The 19,082-nt window shown below is 68.7% G+C and carries 21 protein-coding genes; 11 read left to right on the top strand and 10 right to left on the bottom strand.

Going from position 1 to position 19,082, the window contains the following annotated elements:
- Positions 1 to 65: 65 nt before the first annotated feature.
- The gene (locus ACYVLV_RS16180; RefSeq protein WP_460811439.1) at positions 66 to 698 is read left to right on the top strand and encodes a bacterial proteasome activator family protein; all 633 of its coding nucleotides are present in this window, start codon (positions 66 to 68) and stop codon (positions 696 to 698) included.
- Here the strand turns inward: ACYVLV_RS16180 and ACYVLV_RS16175 are convergent.
- From ACYVLV_RS16175 to serS, 5 genes are read right to left on the bottom strand one after another with little or no spacing between them, the layout of a single operon-like run.
- Positions 695 to 1,354 carry a hypothetical protein gene (locus ACYVLV_RS16175; RefSeq protein ID WP_460811438.1) on the bottom strand — a complete coding sequence of 220 codons (660 nt, stop codon included), beginning with the start codon at positions 1,352 to 1,354 and terminating at the stop codon, positions 695 to 697. The two genes, ACYVLV_RS16180 and ACYVLV_RS16175, sit on opposite strands and share 4 nt — an antisense overlap.
- Positions 1,355 to 1,391: 37 nt before the next feature.
- Positions 1,392 to 2,231, bottom strand: coding sequence for an HAD hydrolase family protein (locus ACYVLV_RS16170; protein ID WP_460811437.1), 840 nt, complete (start codon positions 2,229 to 2,231; stop codon positions 1,392 to 1,394).
- Complete coding sequence (locus ACYVLV_RS16165) at positions 2,224 to 2,778, bottom strand: GNAT family N-acetyltransferase (RefSeq protein WP_460811436.1); 555 nt, start codon at positions 2,776 to 2,778, stop codon at positions 2,224 to 2,226. The genes ACYVLV_RS16170 and ACYVLV_RS16165 overlap by 8 nt, the downstream gene beginning before the upstream one ends.
- Before the next feature lie 3 nt (positions 2,779 to 2,781).
- A complete protein-coding gene (locus ACYVLV_RS16160; protein ID WP_460811435.1) occupies positions 2,782 to 3,624 on the bottom strand; it encodes an HAD family hydrolase in 843 nt (280 codons plus the stop codon).
- Positions 3,617 to 4,900 (bottom strand): serine--tRNA ligase, encoded by a 1,284-nt coding sequence (gene serS / locus ACYVLV_RS16155; protein WP_460811434.1) that lies wholly within the window; start codon positions 4,898 to 4,900, stop codon positions 3,617 to 3,619. The genes ACYVLV_RS16160 and serS overlap by 8 nt, the downstream gene beginning before the upstream one ends.
- Positions 4,901 to 5,145: 245 nt before the next feature.
- Between serS and ACYVLV_RS16150 the strand changes: the two genes are divergently transcribed.
- A complete protein-coding gene (locus tag ACYVLV_RS16150; protein WP_460811433.1) occupies positions 5,146 to 6,720 on the top strand; it encodes a bifunctional phosphatase PAP2/diacylglycerol kinase family protein in 1,575 nt (524 codons plus the stop codon).
- A 191-nt stretch (positions 6,721 to 6,911) separates the two neighbouring features.
- The gene (locus ACYVLV_RS16145) at positions 6,912 to 7,433 is read left to right on the top strand and encodes a hypothetical protein (RefSeq protein WP_460811432.1); all 522 of its coding nucleotides are present in this window, start codon (positions 6,912 to 6,914) and stop codon (positions 7,431 to 7,433) included.
- Between the two features lie 18 nt (positions 7,434 to 7,451).
- Here ACYVLV_RS16145 and ACYVLV_RS16140 read toward each other — a convergent pair whose 3' ends face one another.
- Complete coding sequence (locus ACYVLV_RS16140) at positions 7,452 to 7,850, bottom strand: DUF4446 family protein (RefSeq protein ID WP_460811431.1); 399 nt, start codon at positions 7,848 to 7,850, stop codon at positions 7,452 to 7,454.
- 182 nt (positions 7,851 to 8,032) lie between these two features.
- Between ACYVLV_RS16140 and ACYVLV_RS16135 the strand changes: the two genes are divergently transcribed.
- The 5 genes from ACYVLV_RS16135 (at position 8,033) to ACYVLV_RS16115 (ending at position 12,295) form a co-directional block, all read left to right on the top strand.
- Entirely contained in the window at positions 8,033 to 8,884 is an 852-nt protein-coding gene (locus tag ACYVLV_RS16135) for a prephenate dehydratase (RefSeq protein ID WP_460811430.1), read from the top strand.
- On the top strand, positions 8,884 to 9,474 hold the full coding sequence (locus tag ACYVLV_RS16130) for a TMEM165/GDT1 family protein (RefSeq protein ID WP_460811429.1): 591 nt from the start codon (positions 8,884 to 8,886) through the stop codon (positions 9,472 to 9,474). The genes ACYVLV_RS16135 and ACYVLV_RS16130 overlap by 1 nt, the downstream gene beginning before the upstream one ends.
- A 34-nt stretch (positions 9,475 to 9,508) precedes the next feature.
- Positions 9,509 to 10,750 carry an arginine deiminase gene (locus tag ACYVLV_RS16125; RefSeq protein WP_460811428.1) on the top strand — a complete coding sequence of 414 codons (1,242 nt, stop codon included), beginning with the start codon at positions 9,509 to 9,511 and terminating at the stop codon, positions 10,748 to 10,750.
- 145 nt (positions 10,751 to 10,895) lie between these two features.
- Positions 10,896 to 11,261 (top strand): Crp/Fnr family transcriptional regulator, encoded by a 366-nt coding sequence (locus tag ACYVLV_RS16120; RefSeq protein WP_460811427.1) that lies wholly within the window; start codon positions 10,896 to 10,898, stop codon positions 11,259 to 11,261.
- Entirely contained in the window at positions 11,258 to 12,295 is a 1,038-nt protein-coding gene (locus ACYVLV_RS16115; protein ID WP_460811426.1) for an adenylate/guanylate cyclase domain-containing protein, read from the top strand. Before ACYVLV_RS16120 ends, ACYVLV_RS16115 begins: the two co-directional genes overlap by 4 nt.
- A 160-nt stretch (positions 12,296 to 12,455) precedes the next feature.
- On the opposite strand, the gene ACYVLV_RS16110 is transcribed toward ACYVLV_RS16115, so the two are convergent.
- Both ACYVLV_RS16110 and ACYVLV_RS16105 read right to left on the bottom strand, forming a co-directional pair.
- A complete protein-coding gene (locus ACYVLV_RS16110) occupies positions 12,456 to 13,421 on the bottom strand; it encodes a DUF5926 family protein (protein ID WP_460811425.1) in 966 nt (321 codons plus the stop codon).
- Positions 13,422 to 13,459: 38 nt separating this feature from the next.
- Positions 13,460 to 14,239 carry a glycerophosphodiester phosphodiesterase gene (locus ACYVLV_RS16105; RefSeq protein ID WP_460811424.1) on the bottom strand — a complete coding sequence of 260 codons (780 nt, stop codon included), beginning with the start codon at positions 14,237 to 14,239 and terminating at the stop codon, positions 13,460 to 13,462.
- A 245-nt stretch (positions 14,240 to 14,484) separates the two neighbouring features.
- Between ACYVLV_RS16105 and ACYVLV_RS16100 the strand changes: the two genes are divergently transcribed.
- On the top strand, positions 14,485 to 15,459 hold the full coding sequence (locus tag ACYVLV_RS16100; protein ID WP_460811423.1) for a superoxide dismutase: 975 nt from the start codon (positions 14,485 to 14,487) through the stop codon (positions 15,457 to 15,459).
- 75 nt (positions 15,460 to 15,534) lie between these two features.
- Here ACYVLV_RS16100 and ACYVLV_RS16095 read toward each other — a convergent pair whose 3' ends face one another.
- Both ACYVLV_RS16095 and ACYVLV_RS16090 read right to left on the bottom strand, forming a co-directional pair.
- A complete protein-coding gene (locus ACYVLV_RS16095; protein WP_460811422.1) occupies positions 15,535 to 15,780 on the bottom strand; it encodes a hypothetical protein in 246 nt (81 codons plus the stop codon).
- Between the two features lie 52 nt (positions 15,781 to 15,832).
- Entirely contained in the window at positions 15,833 to 17,020 is a 1,188-nt protein-coding gene (locus ACYVLV_RS16090) for an ATP-binding protein (RefSeq protein ID WP_460811421.1), read from the bottom strand.
- 140 nt (positions 17,021 to 17,160) lie between these two features.
- Here ACYVLV_RS16090 and ACYVLV_RS16085 point away from each other — a divergent pair, with 140 nt between their 5' ends.
- Both ACYVLV_RS16085 and ACYVLV_RS16080 read left to right on the top strand, forming a co-directional pair.
- Positions 17,161 to 18,027: an Fpg/Nei family DNA glycosylase gene (locus tag ACYVLV_RS16085; protein WP_460811420.1), complete on the top strand. Its 867-nt coding sequence runs from the start codon at positions 17,161 to 17,163 to the stop codon at positions 18,025 to 18,027.
- A gap of 81 nt (positions 18,028 to 18,108) precedes the next feature.
- Positions 18,109 to 19,062 carry a nuclease-related domain-containing protein gene (locus tag ACYVLV_RS16080; protein WP_460811419.1) on the top strand — a complete coding sequence of 318 codons (954 nt, stop codon included), beginning with the start codon at positions 18,109 to 18,111 and terminating at the stop codon, positions 19,060 to 19,062.
- Positions 19,063 to 19,082: the final 20 nt, after the last annotated feature.

The raw sequence follows: 19,082 nt of genomic DNA, 5'->3' as shown, positions 1-19,082 counted from the left end.
CACGCCCGAACGGCCCCCTGGGGAGCTAGCGAGGTGCTCTCGGGGCACCGGATAGTGTCGCGGCCATGGACCAGGAGCAGCCCGAACAGCCCCAGCAGCAGCCCGACGAGCAGCACGTCGTCGTGGTGGGACCCGACGGGCAGCCTGTCGGCACCGTGCCGGTGTCCGCCCTGGCCGACGCCGGGGTCGGCCTCACCGCTGGTGGCGACAGAGAGGCGAGCGACGACGAGCGCGCGATCACCGATCTGGTCGAGCAGCCCGCGAAGGTGATGCGGATCGGCAGCATGATCCGTCAGCTGCTCGAAGAGGTGAAGGCTGCGCCCCTGGACGAGGCGAGCCGGGTGCGTCTGAAGGAGATCCACCACGCCTCCATCAAGGAGCTCGAGGCCGGGCTCGCCCCCGAGTTGGTGGAGGAACTGGAGCGGTTGTCCCTGCCGTTCACCGAGGACTCGATCCCCTCCGAGAGTGAGCTCCGCATCGCCCAGGCCCAGCTCGTCGGCTGGCTCGAGGGACTCTTCCACGGCATCCAGACCGCGATCTACGCCCAGCAGATGGCGGCGCGGGCGCAGTTCGAGCAGATCCGCAAGGCGCTCCCGGCGGGCATGTCCCCCGGCGGGATGCCGGGCGGGCCGGCTCCTGCACCGAGCACCCCGGAGGACATGGACAACGGCGGAAGCGGCGGAGGCATGTACCTCTAGGCGCGGGGGCGTCCCACGCGGCGTACGACGACCAGGCTGGCCAGTGACACCAGGACCACCGCGAGGCCGGGTGCGGCCGCGCGGGTGATGGACCGCGGCGAACCGGGCTGGTTCTCAGGGGCGGTGTAGGTGACCTCGAAGGGTGTCGGCGGCACCGGCGAGGTTCCGGTCCCGAAGATCGACTCGATCCGATCCACCAGGGCGTCATCGGCCGCGGCGGTCCCGGCGCACCCGCGAACCTTCAACGGCTCACCGGTCTGGGCGAACACCATCACGCGGGCGCCCGCGCTGAAGACCCCGTTGCACTGACCGAAGACCCGGTCGGTGCGGACGGTGGTCTCGATGGTCGACAACTCGCCCTTGTAGATCGACTCCACGGTGAGGGTGTAGGTGTCGTTGAAGACATTCGGGTTGTTCGCCACGGGGTCCCGCTGGACGTCGCTGACGACGCCGGCGAAGATCTCGTCGGCCGCGCGGGCCTGGCTGGCGACGCTCGCCTCCTGGCAGGTGCACCGGGGCTCCTCGACGGCACTGGCGGGTCCTGCCAGACCCAACAGGGTCGTCAACGCGAGGACGGTCACCAACAGCAGCAGGGCGAGGCCGCGGCGAGCTAGGTCGCGGGGCGACGAGGCGTTGGGGTGGGTCACGAACGTCATCACACCAGATCACCCCATGACGCCGCTAGCGGGCCGTTCACGGAGCACCCACCACGTGAGCCAGATCAAACAGGTCGACCAGCACGCGCGCGACACCGTCCTGGTCGTTGTGGCCACCCGACAGGTCGGCGATCGAACGGACCTCGTCGATCGCGCCCTCCATGGCGTACGCCGACCCCGCCCAGTCGAGCATCGGCAGGTCGTTGGGCATGTCCCCGAAGGCAGCCACCTGGGAGGACTCGATCTTCAGGGTGTCGCAGAGTCGGGCCAGGGTCGCGGCCTTGGTGACCCCGACGGCGCTGATCTCGGCCAGACCCGGCATCGACCAGGTCGGGGTCGCGAGTCGTCCGACCGCGGAGGTGACCGTCGCCTGGAACGCGGCGTGCTCGGCCGGCGCGAGAGGCGCACCACCCTGATGCCGGACCAGCAGTTTCACCGCTTCGACGTCCCACAGATCCGACAGCGGACCCTGGGGCGTGCCGGGCGGCACCCGGTCGACGTCGATGAAGCCCTGCTCCATCCGGATCCCGCTGAGGCACTCGATGGCGAACATGGCGTCGGGCAGTTCGGCCCGGATCTCCTCCACGATGGCCAGACCCGTGGCTGGATCGATCCCCCGCAGGTCCAGCACGGATCGTTCGCGGACATCGAAGAGCACCGCACCGTTCGAGACGATCGCCCGGCCCAACTCCCCCACGTGCTCCCACAGAGTGTCCATCCACCGCAGCGGCCGACCGGTCACGAAGACCACCGGCACCCCGAGCCCCTCGACCGCCGAGAGCACCGACCGCGTGTACGGCGACACGGTGCCGTCGCTGCGCAGCAACGTCCCGTCCAGGTCGGTCGCGATCAGCCGCGGTAGGGATGGGTCAGTCATCGGATCGGTCCTTGCGGCCCGTGCGCAGGGGGCGGCCCATCACGAGGTGACCGTCCTCGTTGCTGCCGCGCAGGTCGGTGAAACCGCAGGAGGCCAGGACGCGTACGGCGGTTCGGTTCTCGGGGGCGACGCTGGCTCGCACCCGGACGCCCAACCGGTCGGTCTCCACCAGCAACGCCGCGAGGGCCTCGGCGGCCAACCCTGATCCGCGTATCGCGGGCACCAACCCGAACGCCACCTCGGCCTCGCCGTCGACCGGGGCACCGAAGAAGCCGATCGAACCGACCGCCTCACGACCGACCACGACGTGTCGCGGCCCCCAGGTCGCCGAGCCGGCCTGGTCGTCGACCGACCCCCGACCGACCAGCGCCACCGCATCCAGGTCCTCCCGCCGCGGGTACTCCCGATGCCAGCGCGGGTCACTCTGCCCGGCCAACATCCCCGCGGCATCCTGGGGCGTCACCAGGATCATCCGGATTCGCTCGCTCGTGATCGCCACGGGCAGCGTCGCCTCAGCCTGCGGGTCAGAAGTCGGGGAGTCCTCCACCAGTCAGCCGAACCAGCGTTCGATCTCGACCGCCGCACCGTCGTCGTACACCGAGTCGGTGACGGCGTCGGCCGCCTCGAGGACCTGTTCGATGGCCTGGCCCATGGCCACGGACAGCCCGGCCCACTCGAACATCTCGAGGTCGTTGCGACCATCACCGATCGCGAGTACGTCGGCCGCATCGACGCCCAGTCGCGCAGCGACGTGCTCCAACCCAGAGGCCTTGGAGACGCCCACGGGGGCCAGGTCGAGCCACGCGGTCCACCCGACGACGTAGCTCGTGCCGTGCAGACCCAACTCCTCGGCCACCGCCACGAACTCGTCCGCGCTGGAGTTGGGGTCCCGGATGATGACCCGGCTGACCGGATCGGCCACCAGTTCCTCCACGTCGGTCACGATCATGTCGCCGGTCAGTTCACCGTCGGGGAACGGTCGGTTGAGCCGGTAGCCCACCCCGCGTTCCTCGACCGCGACGAGCGCCTCGGGGATCCGCTCGAGGATCATTCGGACCGCGGGCGCCGCGTCGAAGGTCTCCTCGTGCACGACCTCGACCTCCCCGCCGACCTCGTAACGGAAGATCACCGACCCGTTGCTGGCCACGACCCACAACCGCTCGCCGTCCTGTCCCGACAGGTCCAGGAGGTCCGCGATCCCGGTCATCCCGTGCGCCGAGCGACCCGAAGCGAGCACGATGTGTGCCCCCGCGTCCATCGCCCGGTGCACCGCGTCATGGACCCGCGGCTCGACCTTCTCGTGGGTCATCCCCTCGCCGTCGATCCACTTCAGCAGCGTCCCGTCGATGTCGAGGGCGAGCATCCGGGGCTGCCAGGCATCCCGATCAACCATCGATCGGCTCCAGGACATCCCGACCCAGGTAGGGGCGCAGCGCCTCGGGCACACGCACCGAGCCGTCGGCCTGCTGGTGGGTCTCCAAGATGGCCACGATCGTGCGGGTCATCGCACACAGGGTGCCGTTGAGGGTGGCGATGGCCTTGATGCCGCCCGCGCCGTCCTCGCCCTCGGGGAAACGGCCGCGCGTGTCGAGCCGACGGGTCTGGAAGTCGGTGCAGTTCGAGGTGGAGGTCAGCTCGCGGTACTTGCCCTGGGTGGGGATCCACGCCTCGAGGTCGAACTTGCGGGTGGCCGAGAGTCCGAGGTCGCCGGCCGCGGTGTCGACGACCTGGTAGGCCAGTTCGAGCTTGTCGAGGAACGTCTTCTCGATCTCGAGCAGGCGCTGGTGTTCGGCGGCGGCGTCCTCGACGGTGGTGTAGACGAACATCTCGACCTTGTCGAACCAGTGCACCCGGATGATGCCCTTGGTGTCCTTGCCGTGGGAGCCGGCCTCCTTGCGAAAGCAGGGGCTGAACGCGGCGTACCGCAGCGGCAGTTTCTCCCCGTCCAGGATCTCCTCCGAGTGGTACGCCGCCATCGGGACCTCGGAGGTCCCCACCAGATACATGTCCTGGCCCTCGATGCGGTAGACGTCGTCGGCCGCCTGGCCCAGGAAGCCGGTGCCCTCCATCGCCTTCGGCTTGACCATGGACGGTGCGATGACCTGGGTGAAGCCGTGCTCACGGGCGTGGGCGTTGGCCAGGTTGATGAGCGCGAACTCCAACTCCGCGCCCACCCCGGTGAGGAAGTAGAACCGTGAGCCGGACACCTTGGCGCCGCGCTCGATGTCGATGGCGCCGAGCATCCGGCCGAGCTCGACGTGGTCGCGTGGCTCGAAGTCGAAGGTCACCGGCGTGCCGACGGTCTCCAGGACGGTGAAGTTCTCCTCGCCGCCGGCCGGGGCCTCGGGCGAGGCCAGGTTGGGGATCGACGACAACGCCGCCTGCCACTGCTCCTCGGCCGCGATCTGAGCCGCCTCGGCCTCCTTGACCTGTGCCGACAGGGTCTTGGTCTGCGCGAGGAGGGCCTGCTTCTCCTCGCCCTGGGCCTGGGGGATCAGCTTGCCGAGGGACTTCTGCTCGGCGCGCTTGGTTTCGTACTCGCCGATGGCGGTACGCCGCGCAGCCGCGGCCGCCAGGGCGACATCGACGACCTCGTCGGAGAGTCCTCGCTGGGTCTGGGCGGCCCGGACCCGGTCCGGGTCATCGCGCAGGACACGCGGATCGATCATCGGCGTACTGCTCTGTTCGTCATGCCCTCAGGCTATCGGGGCACCGAACCGTGTCGCACCCGACTTCCCCGGCCGGGTTGGCTGGCCGGGTGGCTGGGATGGTGGCTGGGCTGGTCGATGGGCTGGTCGATGGGTTGGTGAATGGGTACTGACCCAGGGGTGTGTCGAGCGCCGTCATACTGAGGACTACCCGAACCACCCTCACCCCACCCGACATCTGTTCACCTTCCTGGAGGCACGCACCCATGCTGGACCGCCGGCGTTCGACCATCGTGGCCTGCACCGCCGTGCTGTTCCTGGCCTTCGGCCTCCTCACCTTCGCAGTCGTTCAGCAATGGGCCGTGCTGGACCGGATCGACGACCGCGGCAATCCCGTCGAACGGTGGGTCATCGGCTCCGACGGGCTGACCGACTTCCTTCGCGTAATCGAGGTCGCCTTCGACACCATCGGTCTGGCGATTCTCACCGCGATCACCGCCCTTGCCCTGTGGGCCAAGAAGCACCGGCGCGCGGCGTACTTCACCGTGCTGGTGAGCGTGGCGACCTTCCTGTCCTTCACGCTCCTCAAACTGATCGTGGGCCGGGATCGGCCGGCGTGGCAGTTCGAGGACGCCCTGCTGGCCACCAAGTCCTTCCCCTCGGGGCACGCCACCTCCATCACGGCCTTCGGCGGCATCCTGGTTGTCCTGGTCGTCATGCTCGTACGCCGCGCCAACCTGCGGCGTCTGGCCTACGTCGGGATCGTCCTGGTCGTGCTCCTGGTCTGCGCGGACCGCGTCCTGCTCGGGCGGCACTACGTCTCCGACGTCATCGGAGGCGTCCTGCTCGGTTCGGGACTGGTGCTGCTCGGTCTGCTCCTCTTCAGCCCCCTCCCCCGCAGCCACGCCGCCAAGATCGCCCCGCTCGCCGAGGCCGTCCCCTCCCGGCGCCGGCTCGCGGTCATCCTCAACCCGATCAAGGTCGAGGACGTCGACGACTTCAAGACCATCGTGTCGCGGATCGCGGCACGGTCCGGTTGGTCCGAACCGACCTGGCGCCTGACCACCGTGGAGGACTCCGGGACCGGGCAGGCCCACGACGCCGCCGTGGCCGGCGCCGACCTGGTCATCGTGTGCGGAGGCGACGGAACGGTGCGTGAGGTCTGCGCCGAACTGGCTGGCACCGGCATACCCGTCGGGATCATCCCCGCCGGCACCGGCAACCTGCTGGCCCGCAACCTGGACCTGCCGCTCTACATCCGGGCGGCCATCGACGTCGCGCTCACCGGGCAGGACCGGGCCATCGACATGGTCCGCGTCACCGGTGACGGTCTCGAGGACACCCACTTCATGGTGATGGCCGGGATGGGCTTCGACGCCGCACTGATGGAGGGCGTCAACGACAACCTGAAGAAGAAGGTCGGCTGGCTGGCCTACATCGTCGCGGGGCTGAAGTCGCTCATGTTCCCGGCAGTGAAGGTCGAGATCTCCATGGACGGCGGCGAGCCCACCCTTCACCGGGCCCGCACCGTCATGGTCGGCAACGTGGGCTACCTCCAGGCAGGGATGCCGCTGCTGCCCGATGCCGCCATCGACGACGGGGTGCTCGACGTGGTGATCCTGCACCCGCGCCGGTTCCTGTCCTGGATCCCGTTGTCCTTCCGGGTGCTGGCCAAGCGGTCGCGGGTCGACGACACCATCAACCGGATGACCGGCCAGCGGGTGTCGATCAAGGCCGCCAGCGAGGTCCCTCGCCAGTTGGACGGCGACTCGGTCGGAGCGGGCCGCGAGCTGCACGCCGAGTGCATCCACGGCCGCCTGTTGGTGCGCGTTCCCCGCTGACCCCGGTGCTCGCACTGCCCCCGATGGACTAGTCCGTTTCCGCTCGGATCGCCCTGACCGGGCGGTTTCTTCACGCCTTGTTCACAGATGTCTCCTCCGATCGGGCAGTCCTCACCCTCACCGGGGTCAGGAGCCCTGTCCGGGGCGATCCACGCGGGCAGACTTCGGCGTACCCCTACGAGGAGAGCCCCGTGATCATCGCCACCGAAGCCCCGTCCCGAGACCGAGCCGCTGCCCTGCACTTCCCGCAGGGGTCGCGGCTGACCCGCCGTGAGACCTGGGAGCGCGCCAACCGTCGGGGCCTGCTGTTCATCCACGGCTTCATCGGGCTCTTCGCCGGCGCCCTGATCCTCTTCAACGGCTCGGCCAAGAGCTTCGAGGCGGTCGGCGCCTGGACCCGTCCCGTGACCGGCCTGCTGGCCCTGCTCGGCGGTTGTGTGTTGATCGCCGGACTGTCCCGGGCGCGGCGCGCGATGCGCATGGAGATCATCGGCCTGTCCGTGCTCGCGACCTGGGACCTGCTGATGTGCGCGGGCTTCCTGATCGCTGCGGTCAAGCAGAGCAACACGGCCATCGAGTGGCCCTGGGACGCCATCACCGCGCAGACCAACGCGGTGCTCTACCCGATCGTGCTGTACGTCGGCCTGTTCCTGATGATGACCACCCACCTGTGGACGATCCGTCAGGTCAACCGGGTCTCACCGGTGCGGTAGGTCCCGCACGAGCGTGTTTCAGACCCGGGCGGCGGCGATCGCCTCGTCCTCCTCGGGGGACAACTGCTGGTCGCAGGTCCAGGCCGCGATGTTCTTGGCGTAGGCGCGGGCCTCGCTGCGACCGTGGATGGAGGTCAGCACCACCCCGTGACCGCTGTCGTCGAGCAGGGCCAATGACCACGAGAGGTGCCCGCCCATCTCGTCGAAGGCGTCGTACCGCACGACGGCGAGGTGCTTGAGGCCGTCGCGGGCCTCCGCCCGCAGCGCAGCCACCTCCTGGCGCAGGCCGAGCAGGTCCTCGGGGACGCCGTCGAGGCCCCCGTCGTTCGATCGACCGGCCCGCACCCTGGTCGCAAGGGTCATACCGAGAGCGGCCGCCGCCATGAGGAAGGCGAGGACAGCGAGAAGCAGAGCCATGCGGTGAGATTAGTCAGCGTTCGGGTCAACCCGACGACGCAGCGCCGAGCGTCGTAGAACTACGTACATACCGGTCGCGTCACACCCGGTGCCTCGCGTGGCCAGGCGGCTTGACGGCCCCCGATCTCCCGCTATGTACGTAGTTTTACCGAACCGACCAGGTCACTGACTACGCTGCGGCGGTGACCTCCACCAGTTCTTCCCGGGCCATCGCCTACCAGGGTGAGCCCGGCGCCAACTCCCACGCGGTGTGCGTCGAGCACTACCCCGACCGCGAGGCGATGGCCTGCGCCTCCTTCGAGGACGTGTTCGCCGCGGTCGAGAGCGGCGAGGCCGAACTCGCGATGATCCCGATCGACAACTCGATCGCCGGGCGGGTCGCGGACATCCATCACTTCCTGCCCGACTCCTCGTTGCACATCATCGCGGAGCACTTCCTGCGCATCCGCTTCCACCTGATGGCCATCCCCGGTGCCACGCTGGACCAGATCACCACCGCGCACAGCCACGTCCACGCCCTGGGTCAGTGCCGTCGCGTGATCCGCGAGAACGGACTCACCCCGATCATCTCCGGAGATACCGCCGGCGCGGCCCGCGAGGTCGCCGAGGCCCAGGACCCCAGCCAGGGCGCCATCTCCCCTCCCCTGGCGGCAGGCATCTACGGCTTGGAGGTGCTGTTGCGCGACGTCGAGGACGAAGACCACAACACCACCCGGTTCGTCGTCCTCTCCCGCGACCTGATCGAAGCGGCGCCCGGCAACGGGCCGGTGGTCACCAGCTTCATCTTCAACGTCCGCAACCTGCCCGCTGCGCTCTACAAGGCGCTCGGCGGCTTCGCCACCAACGGCGTCAACATGACCAAGCTCGAGAGCTACATGGTCGACGGATCCTTCTCCGGCGCCACCCAGTTCCTGGCTGAGGTCGACGGTCACCCCGAGGATGCGCCCCTCCGGCGTGCCCTGGAGGAGCTGAGCTTCTTCACCACCGACGTGAAGATCCTCGGCGTCTACCCGGCTGACGCTTTCCGCGGCTGATGGATCCACTCGTTGTCGCCCTGGCGTTCGGCACGATCTTCGTCGTCGAACTGCCGGACAAGACTTTCCTGGCCACTCTGGTCCTGGCGACCCGCTACCGGCCGATCCTGGTCTGGATCGGGGTCGCTGCCGCCTTCGCGGTGCAGACCACGGTCGCGGTGGCCCTCGGGCAGCTGGCCACCTTCCTGCCTGGGGACGTCGTACGGTCCGCGTCGCTGGTGATGTTCCTGGCCGGGGCTGTCCTGCTGATCCGGGAAGCGCGGTCCCACGCTGCGGCGGAAGCCGACGAGGACACCGCTCCGACCACCCCTGCCAGTGGTTGGCGGGCCGTGGCGGCGAGTTTCCTGGTCTTGTTCGCCGCCGAATGGGGAGATCTCTCCCAACTGCTGACCCTCTCCCTGGTCGCCCGGTACGACGATGCGCCCAGTGTGTTCGTCGGCGCCCTGGCGGCTCTGCTCGCGGTGAGCGGGCTGGCCGTCGTGGTCGGTCGGAGCCTGCTGCGGGTGATCGCCCTGGACCGGCTGCACTACGGCGGCGCGCTGGTGTGCCTGGGGCTGGCCACGTTCACAGCAATCGAACTGATCCGTTGATTCTCGGCGGCCCAGAAGGAATAAGGTGGCGCGCATGACATCACCACAGGTCCCGTCCACCCCGGTTCATGGGGCCGACAGCGAGGTCGGCCGCCTACGCACGGTGATGCTGCACCGGCCGGGCAACGAGCTGAAGCGGCTCACCCCGCGCAACAACGACCGGCTGCTCTTCGACGGCGTGCCGTGGGTCGCCCGCGCCCAGGAGGAGCACGACGCCTTCGCCGAGACCCTGCGCAACCGCGACGTCGAGGTCCTCTACCTCACCGAACTGCTCACCGAGACCCTCGCTTCGCCGGAGGCGCGCGAGTCCGCGATCCAGACGGCGATGGAGGACCTCGAGCTCGGTCACAGCATGCGGATCTACCTGACCGGTCTGCTCTCCGAGGCCAGTCCCGAGGAGCTGACCAGCTACCTGACCACCGGGATCCGCAACGACGAGGTGCGCGGCGGCTTCGGCCTGGTGACGTCGCTGCTCTCGCCCTACGCGTTCCTGATCGATCCGCTGCCCAATCTGCTGTTCACCCGCGACTCCTCGGTCTGGATCCGGGACCGGGTCGCGATCACCTCCCTGGCCATGCCGGCTCGCAAGCGCGAGAGCCACCTGACCGAGCTGATCTATCACTTCCACCCGCGCTTCAGCGGCTCTCCGCGCGTCCACGGCCACCACTTCGAGCACGTAGAGGGGGGCGACGTACTCCTGCTGGCCCCGGGGGTCATCGCCGTCGGTGTCGGCGAGCGGACCACCCCCGCCGGCGCCGAGCGTCTGGCTCGGCAGGTCTTCAAGGCCGGATTGGCCGAGACCGTGTTGGCGGTCCCGATCACGCAGGAGCGCGCGACCATGCACCTCGACACGGTGTGCACGATGGTCGACGTCGACAAGATCGTGATGTACCCCAACGTCGCTGACAGCCTCACCGCCTACGCCGTCACCCGCGAACCCGACAGCGGACCCGACGCCGATCTCGTCCTGCGGGTCGCCGAGGCGCAGCCGTTCCTGATCGCTGCCGCACAGGCCATGGGCATCGACGCGCTGCATCAGATCGACACCGGCCTGGACCCCGTCACCGCCGAACGCGAGCAGTGGGACGACGGCAACAACACCCTCGCCCTGGCCCCACGGGTCGCGGTGGCCTACGAACGCAACGACGAGACCAACGCCCGCCTCGAGGAGGCCGGCATCGAGGTCGTCCGGATCGAGGGATCCGAACTCGGCTCGGGTCGGGGTGGCCCCCGCTGCATGAGCTGCCCGATCTCACGGGACCCGCTCCACGGCTGACGTTCCTCTCGCCTCCCCGGCCGCGGCTACCAACCGAGTGGCGGACCCCTCGCCTCCGGTGCTGGACAGGCGCTCAGCGCTCGGCAAAGATCAGACCGCTCCCACCGAACCCGCCAGCACTGCGACTGGCAAGGAAAGGCTCGACATGGCTTCGTTCTTCGACATGTTCACCCCGCAGGAGGTCGCGCGCATCAGCGCCGCCGGCAGCCGCGTGAAGTTGCCCTCCGGCTGGTCCCCGATCTGGGAGAAGACCCCTGCCGACAAGGCCTACATCCTGCTCAGCGGCACCGTCTCGGTGCGCCGCAAGGGCGAGGAGGTCGCCCAGCTCGGCGCCGGCGAGATCATGGGCGAGGCCGCCATCGCCGGACACTCCCTGCGTACGGCGTCCATCGTCGCGCTCACCCCGCTCGAGCTGATCCACCTCACCGACGAGGCCGTCCTGCAACTCATCGACGAGATGCCGAACTTCAAGGAAGCCCTTCAGCAGGTGGCCCAGTCACGTCTGGGATGAGTGACGCGGGTCCTGATCCGGACCAGGACCCGACCGACACCGAGACAGATGTGCCGCCCGACCTCTCGGGGTCTTTGGAGGCCGTCGAGGCCTTCCTCCTCGGGGATGCCCCATCCCTGACCCGCGTGGAGGTGTCCGATCGGGCCGGGATCTCCATCGAGATCGCCCAGGAACTGTGGCGGTTGATGGGGTTCCCTCACACCAACGATGACGACGTCGCGTTCACCGAAGCCGATGTGCGCGCCCTCGAACTCTCGCGTGACCTGATGGACCTGGGGATCCTGACCCCCGAACGGCAGTCCGCCCTGGTCCGCACCTGGGGCCGCAGCTTCGCCCGGCTGGCCGAGTGGCAGACCAGTCTGCTGACCTCGGTGGCGTTGGAGAACGACGCCGATCCCGCCGAGACGTTGGCCTACCTCACCCAGGACGTGTTGCCCCGGGTCGACGAGTTGCAGAGTTACGTATGGCGACGCCATCTGGCCGCCGCAAGCAGTCGGATGTTGGCCGTCGGCACCCCGGGAGCACCGGCGACCCGTCAGGCGGTGGTGTTCGTCGACATCGTGGGCTACACCTCCCAGAGCAAGACCCTCTCCGACCAGGCGTTGGTGGCCTGGCTCGAGAACTTCGAGAGCACCACGCTCGAACTCGTGGTCGACCACGGCGGGCGCATCATCAAGAACATCGGCGACGAGGTGCTGTTCGTGTGCGACGACGTGGAGCAGGCGGCGGCGACCGCGTGGGCCATGGTGCAACTCGGTGCCGATGAGGACGAGACGTTCCCAGAGGTGCGTGCCGGCATCGCCTATGGCGACGTGGTGAGTCGGCTCGGCGACGTCTTCGGGCCCACGGTCAACATCGCCGCGCGCCTCACCTCGATCGCCCGACCCGGCACCGTGGTCATCAACGACGGGGCCTACGAGGCGCTCAGCGCGAACCCGTCGGAGGAGCGGTCGTTCCGCAGGATCCGCCGGGTGTCGGTGAAGGGCTACTCCCGGTTGTCGGCGTACGCGATGCGGCTCGGTCCCGAAGCCTGATCCCCCGCCGGCGTGGCCCCGGTCGGTGCTCGAGAAAGGCAGAACCCGGCCGCTGCAAACGGGGGATGAGCAGCGGCCGGGTGAGCCCTGACCCTAGGGCCTGGTCTAGTCCGGGGTCGAATCCTCGCGGGACTCGTGTGGCTAGAGTGACTGGTGGGAATTAGCGGATGGTGACCTGGCGATTCGCCAGCCCGGAGCGGGCCGAGCGCTGCTCGGTGGTCAACGGGGTGCTGTCGGCCAGCGCCTCGACCAGGGCGGCGCGGAAGGCGGCGGCGGGCTCCTCGAGCGCGGCTGCTCCGGTTCCGACCGGCAAATCCCACACGGGAGCCAGCAGGCCCTGGGTGCGGAACATCCCGACCAGGCGAGCCCCCTCGGCGATGACGTCGGCCCCGGAGACGTGCAGGCGGGCCAGGGCGTCGAGCAACTCACCCTCGGGTTCGGGCATCACCCAGCGCAGGTGCTCCTTGGGTCCGACATTGGTCCAGTACGCCGCCTCGACGCTGCTCAGTCGCTCCGTCGGGGTGGCCGATTCGTTGGCCTGCTCCAGGGCACCTTCGAGGGCGGAGGAGTCCGCGACGTCAGCGACCCAGTACTCGAAGCCCTCGTGCACGGTGACGTCGAGCGTGGTGCTCTCGACGAGGTCCTGGAACCGCGGGCCCTCGCCGGGGGACTCGGTGAGTCCGACGATGCCGGGCTCCCCACCCAACTCGGCCAGCGCCTTGACCAGGACCGCACCCAGGTCACGAGAGGGGTCACCGAAGTCGTGCTGGACCTGGAGGCCCAACCAGACCTGCCCGCTGTCGCGGACCATCGCGGGGGCGGCCATCGGCAGCAGGCTGCACAGCTGGATCGTGCGGTCGGTGAGCTTCTCGACTCCTGGCACGTCGTCTTTCAGGACCAGGCTGGCGGTGGCGGCGGGGACCAGCTCGCGCATCGCGACCAGATCGCACTCGCCGGGCATGTTCTCGAAGGGGCGGGCGACGTACACCGTCCCGGCACCGCCCGGAGCTCCGTGGCAGGCTTTGTAACGCTTGCCCGAACCGCAGGGGCACGGCTGCCGGGGACCGACGGCGCCCTCGGCAGTGGGGGTGGTGGGCTGGGACTTGGTACGCGAACGCTTGGCCATGCGGAGAAACCTACTCGGCCCGCGGGGACCCCGAGCCGTCAGGCGTCGAGGAGCTCGCGGATGTAGGCGGGCCGGTCGGTGATGACGGCCTTGACGCCCAGGTCGAGGCAGACCTGCAGATCCTGCTCGGTGTTGACGACCCAGACGTGGATGTCATGGCCGCTGCGTGCGATCCACCTGCCCAGCCGCGGGTGCTCGTGCAGGAGCTCGACGCCGGGGCCGACCAGCCAGTCCTTGCCGATCATCCGACGCAGCATCGGCCAGTGGTGCTGCTTCTCCATGAGTTGGACGAGTTGGATGTCCGGCGCCATCCGTTCGACGCGCTGCAGGGCGGTCCACGAGAAGCTCATCACCCGAACCGGGGACCCGGGTCGGTCCCACCCGAATTCGCGCAGCATCTCGACCAGGCGCTTCTCCACCAGGCCGCCGAACCGGGTGGGGTGTTTGGTCTCGATGGCGACCTCGACGCGACGGTCGTAGTCGGCCACGGTCTCCAACAGTTTGCGCAGGGTCAGCAGCCCGTCGAGGTTTTCGTCACGGTCGGGGGCCTCGTCGTCCAGCTCCGACCAGGGGTTCTTCCACGAGGCGAAGTCGAGCTCGGACAGCTCGGCCAGGTCCATGGTGGAGATGGTGCCGCGAGTGCTCGCCGTACGCCGCAGGTCGCGGTCGTGGACGCAGACCAGGTGCCCGTCGGCGGTCAGGCGTACGTCGCACTCGAGGCCGTCGGCGCCCGCCTCCAGCGCCCGCATGTAGGCGCCCAGCGTGTGCTCAGCGTTCTCGTGGCTGGCTCCACGATGGGCGACGATCTGGGGCCTCATGGACTCCACTATGTCTGGTGGGTGGCGGACTCGCCAGGACCCATGCCGGGAGACGCGCTGCGGTCTAGGCGTCCTTCGGCTCGGGAGTCGCCGCTGAGATAGTCCCTGACGTTTGTGTGACGACACGCCGTGAAAGTTCGCATAAGCGTCAGGGACTACCCCGGCGGTGGGGCGAGTGGGCGGGGTCGGTCACCGGCGCCCGCCTACGGTGAAAGGAACCTTTTGCCTCGGACCAGGAGTCACCCATGAGCCGTTCCACCACCACACCCGCTCTGCGTCGCGCGCTCGCCGCCAGCGTCGCGACCACCGCCGCCCTGGGGATGCTGGGCGGTCTCGCTACCGGTGGCGCCGTGGCCGCGAAGCCGACCAAGACCGACCGGTTCCCCGCCCAGATCGCCCTGCCCGACGGCTTCCAGCCTGAGGGCATCGCCACGGGTCGGGGCAACAACGCCTACGTCGGCTCGCTCGCCGACGGCGACGTCTACCGGGTCGATCTGCGCACCGGACTCGGCGACACGCTGACCGAGGGGGACGGTACGCCGACCGTCGGCCTGGACATCCGCGGTCGACGGTTGTTCGCCGCCGGGGGCGCCGACGGGGACGCGACCGTGATCGACACCCGCACCGGCGAGGTGCTGGCGTCCTATCAACTCAACGACGGCACCACGTTCGTCAACGACGTGATCGTGACCCGCACCGCGGCCTACGTGACCGACTCCACCAACGCTCAGTTCTACGTGCTTCCCTTCGGTCGGAACGGCTCCCTGCCGGCTCCCGAGGACGTCCGTACCGTGGCTCTGGGTGGTGACTGGGAGCAGGTCGACGGGTTCAACGCCAATGGCATCGAGACCACCCCCGACGGGAAGGCGCTGCTGATCGTCAACTCGACCAGCGGCCTGCTCTACCGCGTCAACCCCTCGAACGGTCGCGCCACCGAGGTCGACCTGGGCGGTGCGTCGCTGACCACCGGCGACGGACTGCTTCGTTCGGGCCGCACGCTCTACGTGGTGCGGAACCGGATGAACAAGGTCGAGGTCGTGCGCCTGTCCGCCGAGGGCACCCGCGGGACGGTGCGGAAGTCCATCACCTCGCCGGACTTCGACGTGCCCACCACGGTGGCCAAGAAGGGCGGGCGGCTCTACCTCCCCAACGCCCGCTTCGGCACCCCGCCGACCTCCGAGACGGCGTACGACGTGAACTCGGTCCGGGCTCGCCATTGAGATAGTCCCTGACGTTTGTGCGACGACACGCCGGTGGAGTTCGCACAAGCGTCAGGGACTACCGCGGTGGTGGGGCTAGGCGGTGCGGGCGTTGCTGACGGCGGTGGCGTAGGCCTGGTCCAGGCCGGAGCGCAGCATCTCGATCATGGCGGGCACCTCGTCGACGGTGAGCCGGAACGATCCGGCGCACACGTTGTCGCGCCACAGGGAGAGCACGACCAGACCCTTGTCGGTGTGCCACGAGGCCCGCAGGACACGGTCTCCCCCACGGGCGTCGAGGAAGACGTCTCCTGTTGGTGGTAGCGGTCGAACCGTGGCCATCTCGACATTCTGCGCCCATCCGGCCGGTGACGCCAGTGGGTCGTACGCCGCGTCACCGGGCCCGGAGGAACATCCCGAAGTGGGGGACGGTGAACTCCACGCTGCCGCGCTCGGCGGAGAAGACCAGGCCCTTCTTGATCAGGCCGTCGCGGGCCGGGGACAGCGACTGGGGTTTGCGGCCGATCGACCGGGCGATGTCGGCGGTGGTGATGGGGCCGTCCAACAGGTCGGCGCCCAGGTCCGCCATGGCCGCCATGTAGTCGCGCTCGGCCGGGGTGGCTCGGTCGTACCGCGCGCCGAAGAAGCCGATCGCCAACTCGGCCTCGGCGATCGGGGCGGCCTCGCGGACGTCGTCGACGGTGATCGGGCTGGACACTGCCGCGTCCCAGGTGACCTTGCCGTAGGCCTGGACGAAGTAGGGGTAGCCGTCGGTGAGGCGGTAGAGCTCGTCGAGGGCCTCGTCGGTGAAGTGCGCGTCCTCGGTGGCCGCCGGGAGGGACCAGGCACGATCGGCCATCTCGCGGGGAAGCCGGTCGACGCGGTGGTAGCGGAAGAGGCGTTCGGCGTACGACTTCGATGCCGCGAGGGCTACGGGCAGGTGCGGGAGGCCGGCGCCGACGACCAGGAGGGGTGCGGACTGCTGACTGATCTCGTGGCAGGCCCCGCACAGAGCGGCGAGTTCCTCGGTCGGGATGTCCTGCATCTCGTCGACGAACAGCGCGATCCCGACGCCCAGGTCACCGGCGAGGTGGGCGACGTCGGAGAAGAGCTCGATCAGGTCCAGCTCGAGGTCGCCGGAGTCCGCCCGCCCGCGGACGGCCACCGCGTCGACCGGCGGGGTCCAGCGCATGCCCTTGCGGTCGGCCAGTTGGGTCCGCAGGGCGAAGGACTTGAGTACGCCGCTCACCATCTCGACCCGATCCGGGTCCCGGTGGCGATGGGCCACCTCACGAACCGCGGCGTGGATGGCTTGGGCGACCGGGATCCGGATGCTCTGGTCGGGGCGGGCCTCGATCTTGCCGGTGCCCCAGGCGCGGCGTACCGCCTGACCCCGCAGGGCGTTGAGCAGTACCGTCTTGCCGACCCCGCGCAGCCCGGACAGCACCATGCTGCGCTCGGGGCGGCCTGCGCTGATGCGTTCGAGGGTGACCTCGAACTGCTCGACCTCCCGGTCGCGACCCGCCAGCTCGGGTGGGCGCTGGCCGGCGCCGGGGGCGTAGGGGTTGCGTACGGGATCCATGCCACCACACTATCCGCGTCTCTACCGTTTTCCGTAGAGGCGCCTAGCGGCGGGTAGTCCCTGACGAAGTGGTGGACGAATCAGTGTTTTCACCACCATTTCGTCAGGGACTACCGCGGCGGTTGAACTAGGGTGCACAGGTGCCCGAACTACCCGAGGTGGAGGCGTTGGCCCAGGATCTGCGGGGTCGGCTCGACGGCCGCGCCATCACCAAGATCCACCTGGCAGCCTTCAGCGCGCTCAAGACCTACGACCCGCCGCTGACCGCCCTGGAGGGCACCCTGGTCGACGGGGTGACCCGACACGGGAAGTTCCTCGACATCGAGGCCTCCGGAATCCATCTCGTGTTCCACCTCGCCCGCGCCGGCTGGATCCGGTGGCGCGACGAGGTGCCGGCGTTGCCGCCCAAGCCGAGCAACAAGTCGCCCCTGGCCGTGCGGGTCGTCCTGGACGACGACTCCGGTCTCGACGTGACCGAGGCCGGAACGAAGAAGTCGTTGGCGGCGTACGTCGTCCGCTCACCGGCCGACGTGCCGGGCATCGCGCGCCTCGGGCCCGACCCGTTGGCCGACGACTTCACCCCCGACGTCCTCGCCGCGATTCTTCAGGCCGAGGGCCGCAAGCAACTCAAGGGCGTCCTGCGCCACCAGGGCACCATCGCCGGGATCGGCAACGCCTACTCCGACGAGCTGTTGCACGCCGCGAAGATGTCGCCGTTCAAACCCGCGAACAGCCTCGACGTCCACGAGTTGGAGGTGTTGTACGACGCGGTCCGCGGCACCCTCGGAGCTGCGGTCGATCGATCTCGCGGCCTCGCGGCCAGCCAGCTCAAGGGCGAGAAGAAGTCGAACCTCGCCGTCCACGGTCGCACCGGCGAGGCCTGCCCGGTCTGCGGCGACATCGTGCGTGAGGTGTCCTTCGCCGACTCCTCGCTGCAGTACTGCGCGACCTGTCAGACCGGCGGGAAGCCGCTGGCGGATCGGCGTACGAGCAAGTTCTTGAAGTAGGTGCGCCACCCGGTCGGACGCTCAAGAACTGAATCGTTCGTTTTGCTCCAACGATAGGCCTTCATCGCCGATGATCAGCGCATGGAAAGCAACTCGGTGCAGGTCAAGCGTTGGAAGCGCTATGGCAAGGATCGCCTCTACATGACGTCCGATGGCGAAACGAAGATCGGCTTCTGGGACTTGACCACCGACCAAGCACATCCCGAGTCCCCGCAACACCTGACAGCAATTGTCGCCGCCTACCAGGACTGGAAGGCGGAACAGACCGTCGATAGTTCGCGCCCAAGCGCAACCCGTGCCGCGGAGGCCGCAACGACCGGGCTGCTCGCTGATTCCCCCATCTCTGCAGCTCCGACAAGGCCCGCCCCTTCGGAACTCGTGTCGGTCGGGGCGCAGGAACCAGCACCCCGTCCATGGGTCGACCTCACCACCAACAGACCCGGAGCCGAGGCTCGCCAACAAGCCATCGCTGCCCGCAACGCCGCGCCCGTGAAAAGTCTTCTTGCCCGCGCCATCGGCGTGAACACGGATGAGCGCTCATGGCGCATCGGGGCAGACGGCGAGGAACTCGTTTCTGCTCAACTCGACAAGGCCGCGAAGAAAGATCCACGGTGGCAGTTCATTCATGCGATCCCGGTCGGCAATCGCGGCTCCGACATCGACCACCTCGTCATCGGCCCTGGCGGGATTTTCTCTGTGAACACCAAACATCACCCGAAAGCCAAGATCTGGGTCGGCGGGAACACATTCATGGTCGACGGACACAAGCAGCCCTACATTCGCAACAGTCGCTATGAAGCCACCCGGGCCGCGAAACTGCTCTCAGATGCCTGTGGCTTTTCCGTGCATGTCGAGGGACTCATCGTCACCGTCAACGCGAGCGACGTCGTCATTAGGAACGCCCCCACCGGCGTCAGCGTCACTTGGCGCAGGGACCTTGCCAAGTGGCTTCTCCGTCACGGCGACATCCTCGACGCTGACACGGTGCGAGCGATCTACGACGCCGCTCGACGCTCCACTACATGGCAGCCCTGAGCTGAAAGCCCCACACGCGC

This window comes from Nocardioides salsibiostraticola (genome assembly GCF_054783655.1).
The sequence above is the reverse complement of the archived record's forward strand: the minus strand, read 5'-3'. Positions and strand labels throughout refer to the sequence as shown.

Coding starts and splice junctions, on each gene's coding strand:
- ACYVLV_RS16180 (WP_460811439.1), top strand. CDS start 66: ATGGACCAGGAGCAGCCCGAACAGCCCCAGCAGCAGCCCGACGAGCAG.
- ACYVLV_RS16175 (WP_460811438.1), bottom strand. CDS start 1,354: ATGACGTTCGTGACCCACCCCAACGCCTCGTCGCCCCGCGACCTAGCT.
- ACYVLV_RS16170 (WP_460811437.1), bottom strand. CDS start 2,231: ATGACTGACCCATCCCTACCGCGGCTGATCGCGACCGACCTGGACGGG.
- ACYVLV_RS16160 (WP_460811435.1), bottom strand. CDS start 3,624: ATGGTTGATCGGGATGCCTGGCAGCCCCGGATGCTCGCCCTCGACATC.
- serS (WP_460811434.1), bottom strand. CDS start 4,900: ATGATCGATCCGCGTGTCCTGCGCGATGACCCGGACCGGGTCCGGGCC.
- ACYVLV_RS16150 (WP_460811433.1), top strand. CDS start 5,146: ATGCTGGACCGCCGGCGTTCGACCATCGTGGCCTGCACCGCCGTGCTG.
- ACYVLV_RS16140 (WP_460811431.1), bottom strand. CDS start 7,850: ATGGCTCTGCTTCTCGCTGTCCTCGCCTTCCTCATGGCGGCGGCCGCT.
- ACYVLV_RS16130 (WP_460811429.1), top strand. CDS start 8,884: ATGGATCCACTCGTTGTCGCCCTGGCGTTCGGCACGATCTTCGTCGTC.
- ACYVLV_RS16125 (WP_460811428.1), top strand. CDS start 9,509: ATGACATCACCACAGGTCCCGTCCACCCCGGTTCATGGGGCCGACAGC.
- ACYVLV_RS16120 (WP_460811427.1), top strand. CDS start 10,896: ATGGCTTCGTTCTTCGACATGTTCACCCCGCAGGAGGTCGCGCGCATC.
- ACYVLV_RS16115 (WP_460811426.1), top strand. CDS start 11,258: ATGAGTGACGCGGGTCCTGATCCGGACCAGGACCCGACCGACACCGAG.
- ACYVLV_RS16110 (WP_460811425.1), bottom strand. CDS start 13,421: ATGGCCAAGCGTTCGCGTACCAAGTCCCAGCCCACCACCCCCACTGCC.
- ACYVLV_RS16105 (WP_460811424.1), bottom strand. CDS start 14,239: ATGAGGCCCCAGATCGTCGCCCATCGTGGAGCCAGCCACGAGAACGCT.
- ACYVLV_RS16100 (WP_460811423.1), top strand. CDS start 14,485: ATGAGCCGTTCCACCACCACACCCGCTCTGCGTCGCGCGCTCGCCGCC.
- ACYVLV_RS16095 (WP_460811422.1), bottom strand. CDS start 15,780: ATGGCCACGGTTCGACCGCTACCACCAACAGGAGACGTCTTCCTCGAC.
- ACYVLV_RS16090 (WP_460811421.1), bottom strand. CDS start 17,020: ATGGATCCCGTACGCAACCCCTACGCCCCCGGCGCCGGCCAGCGCCCA.
- ACYVLV_RS16080 (WP_460811419.1), top strand. CDS start 18,109: ATGGAAAGCAACTCGGTGCAGGTCAAGCGTTGGAAGCGCTATGGCAAG.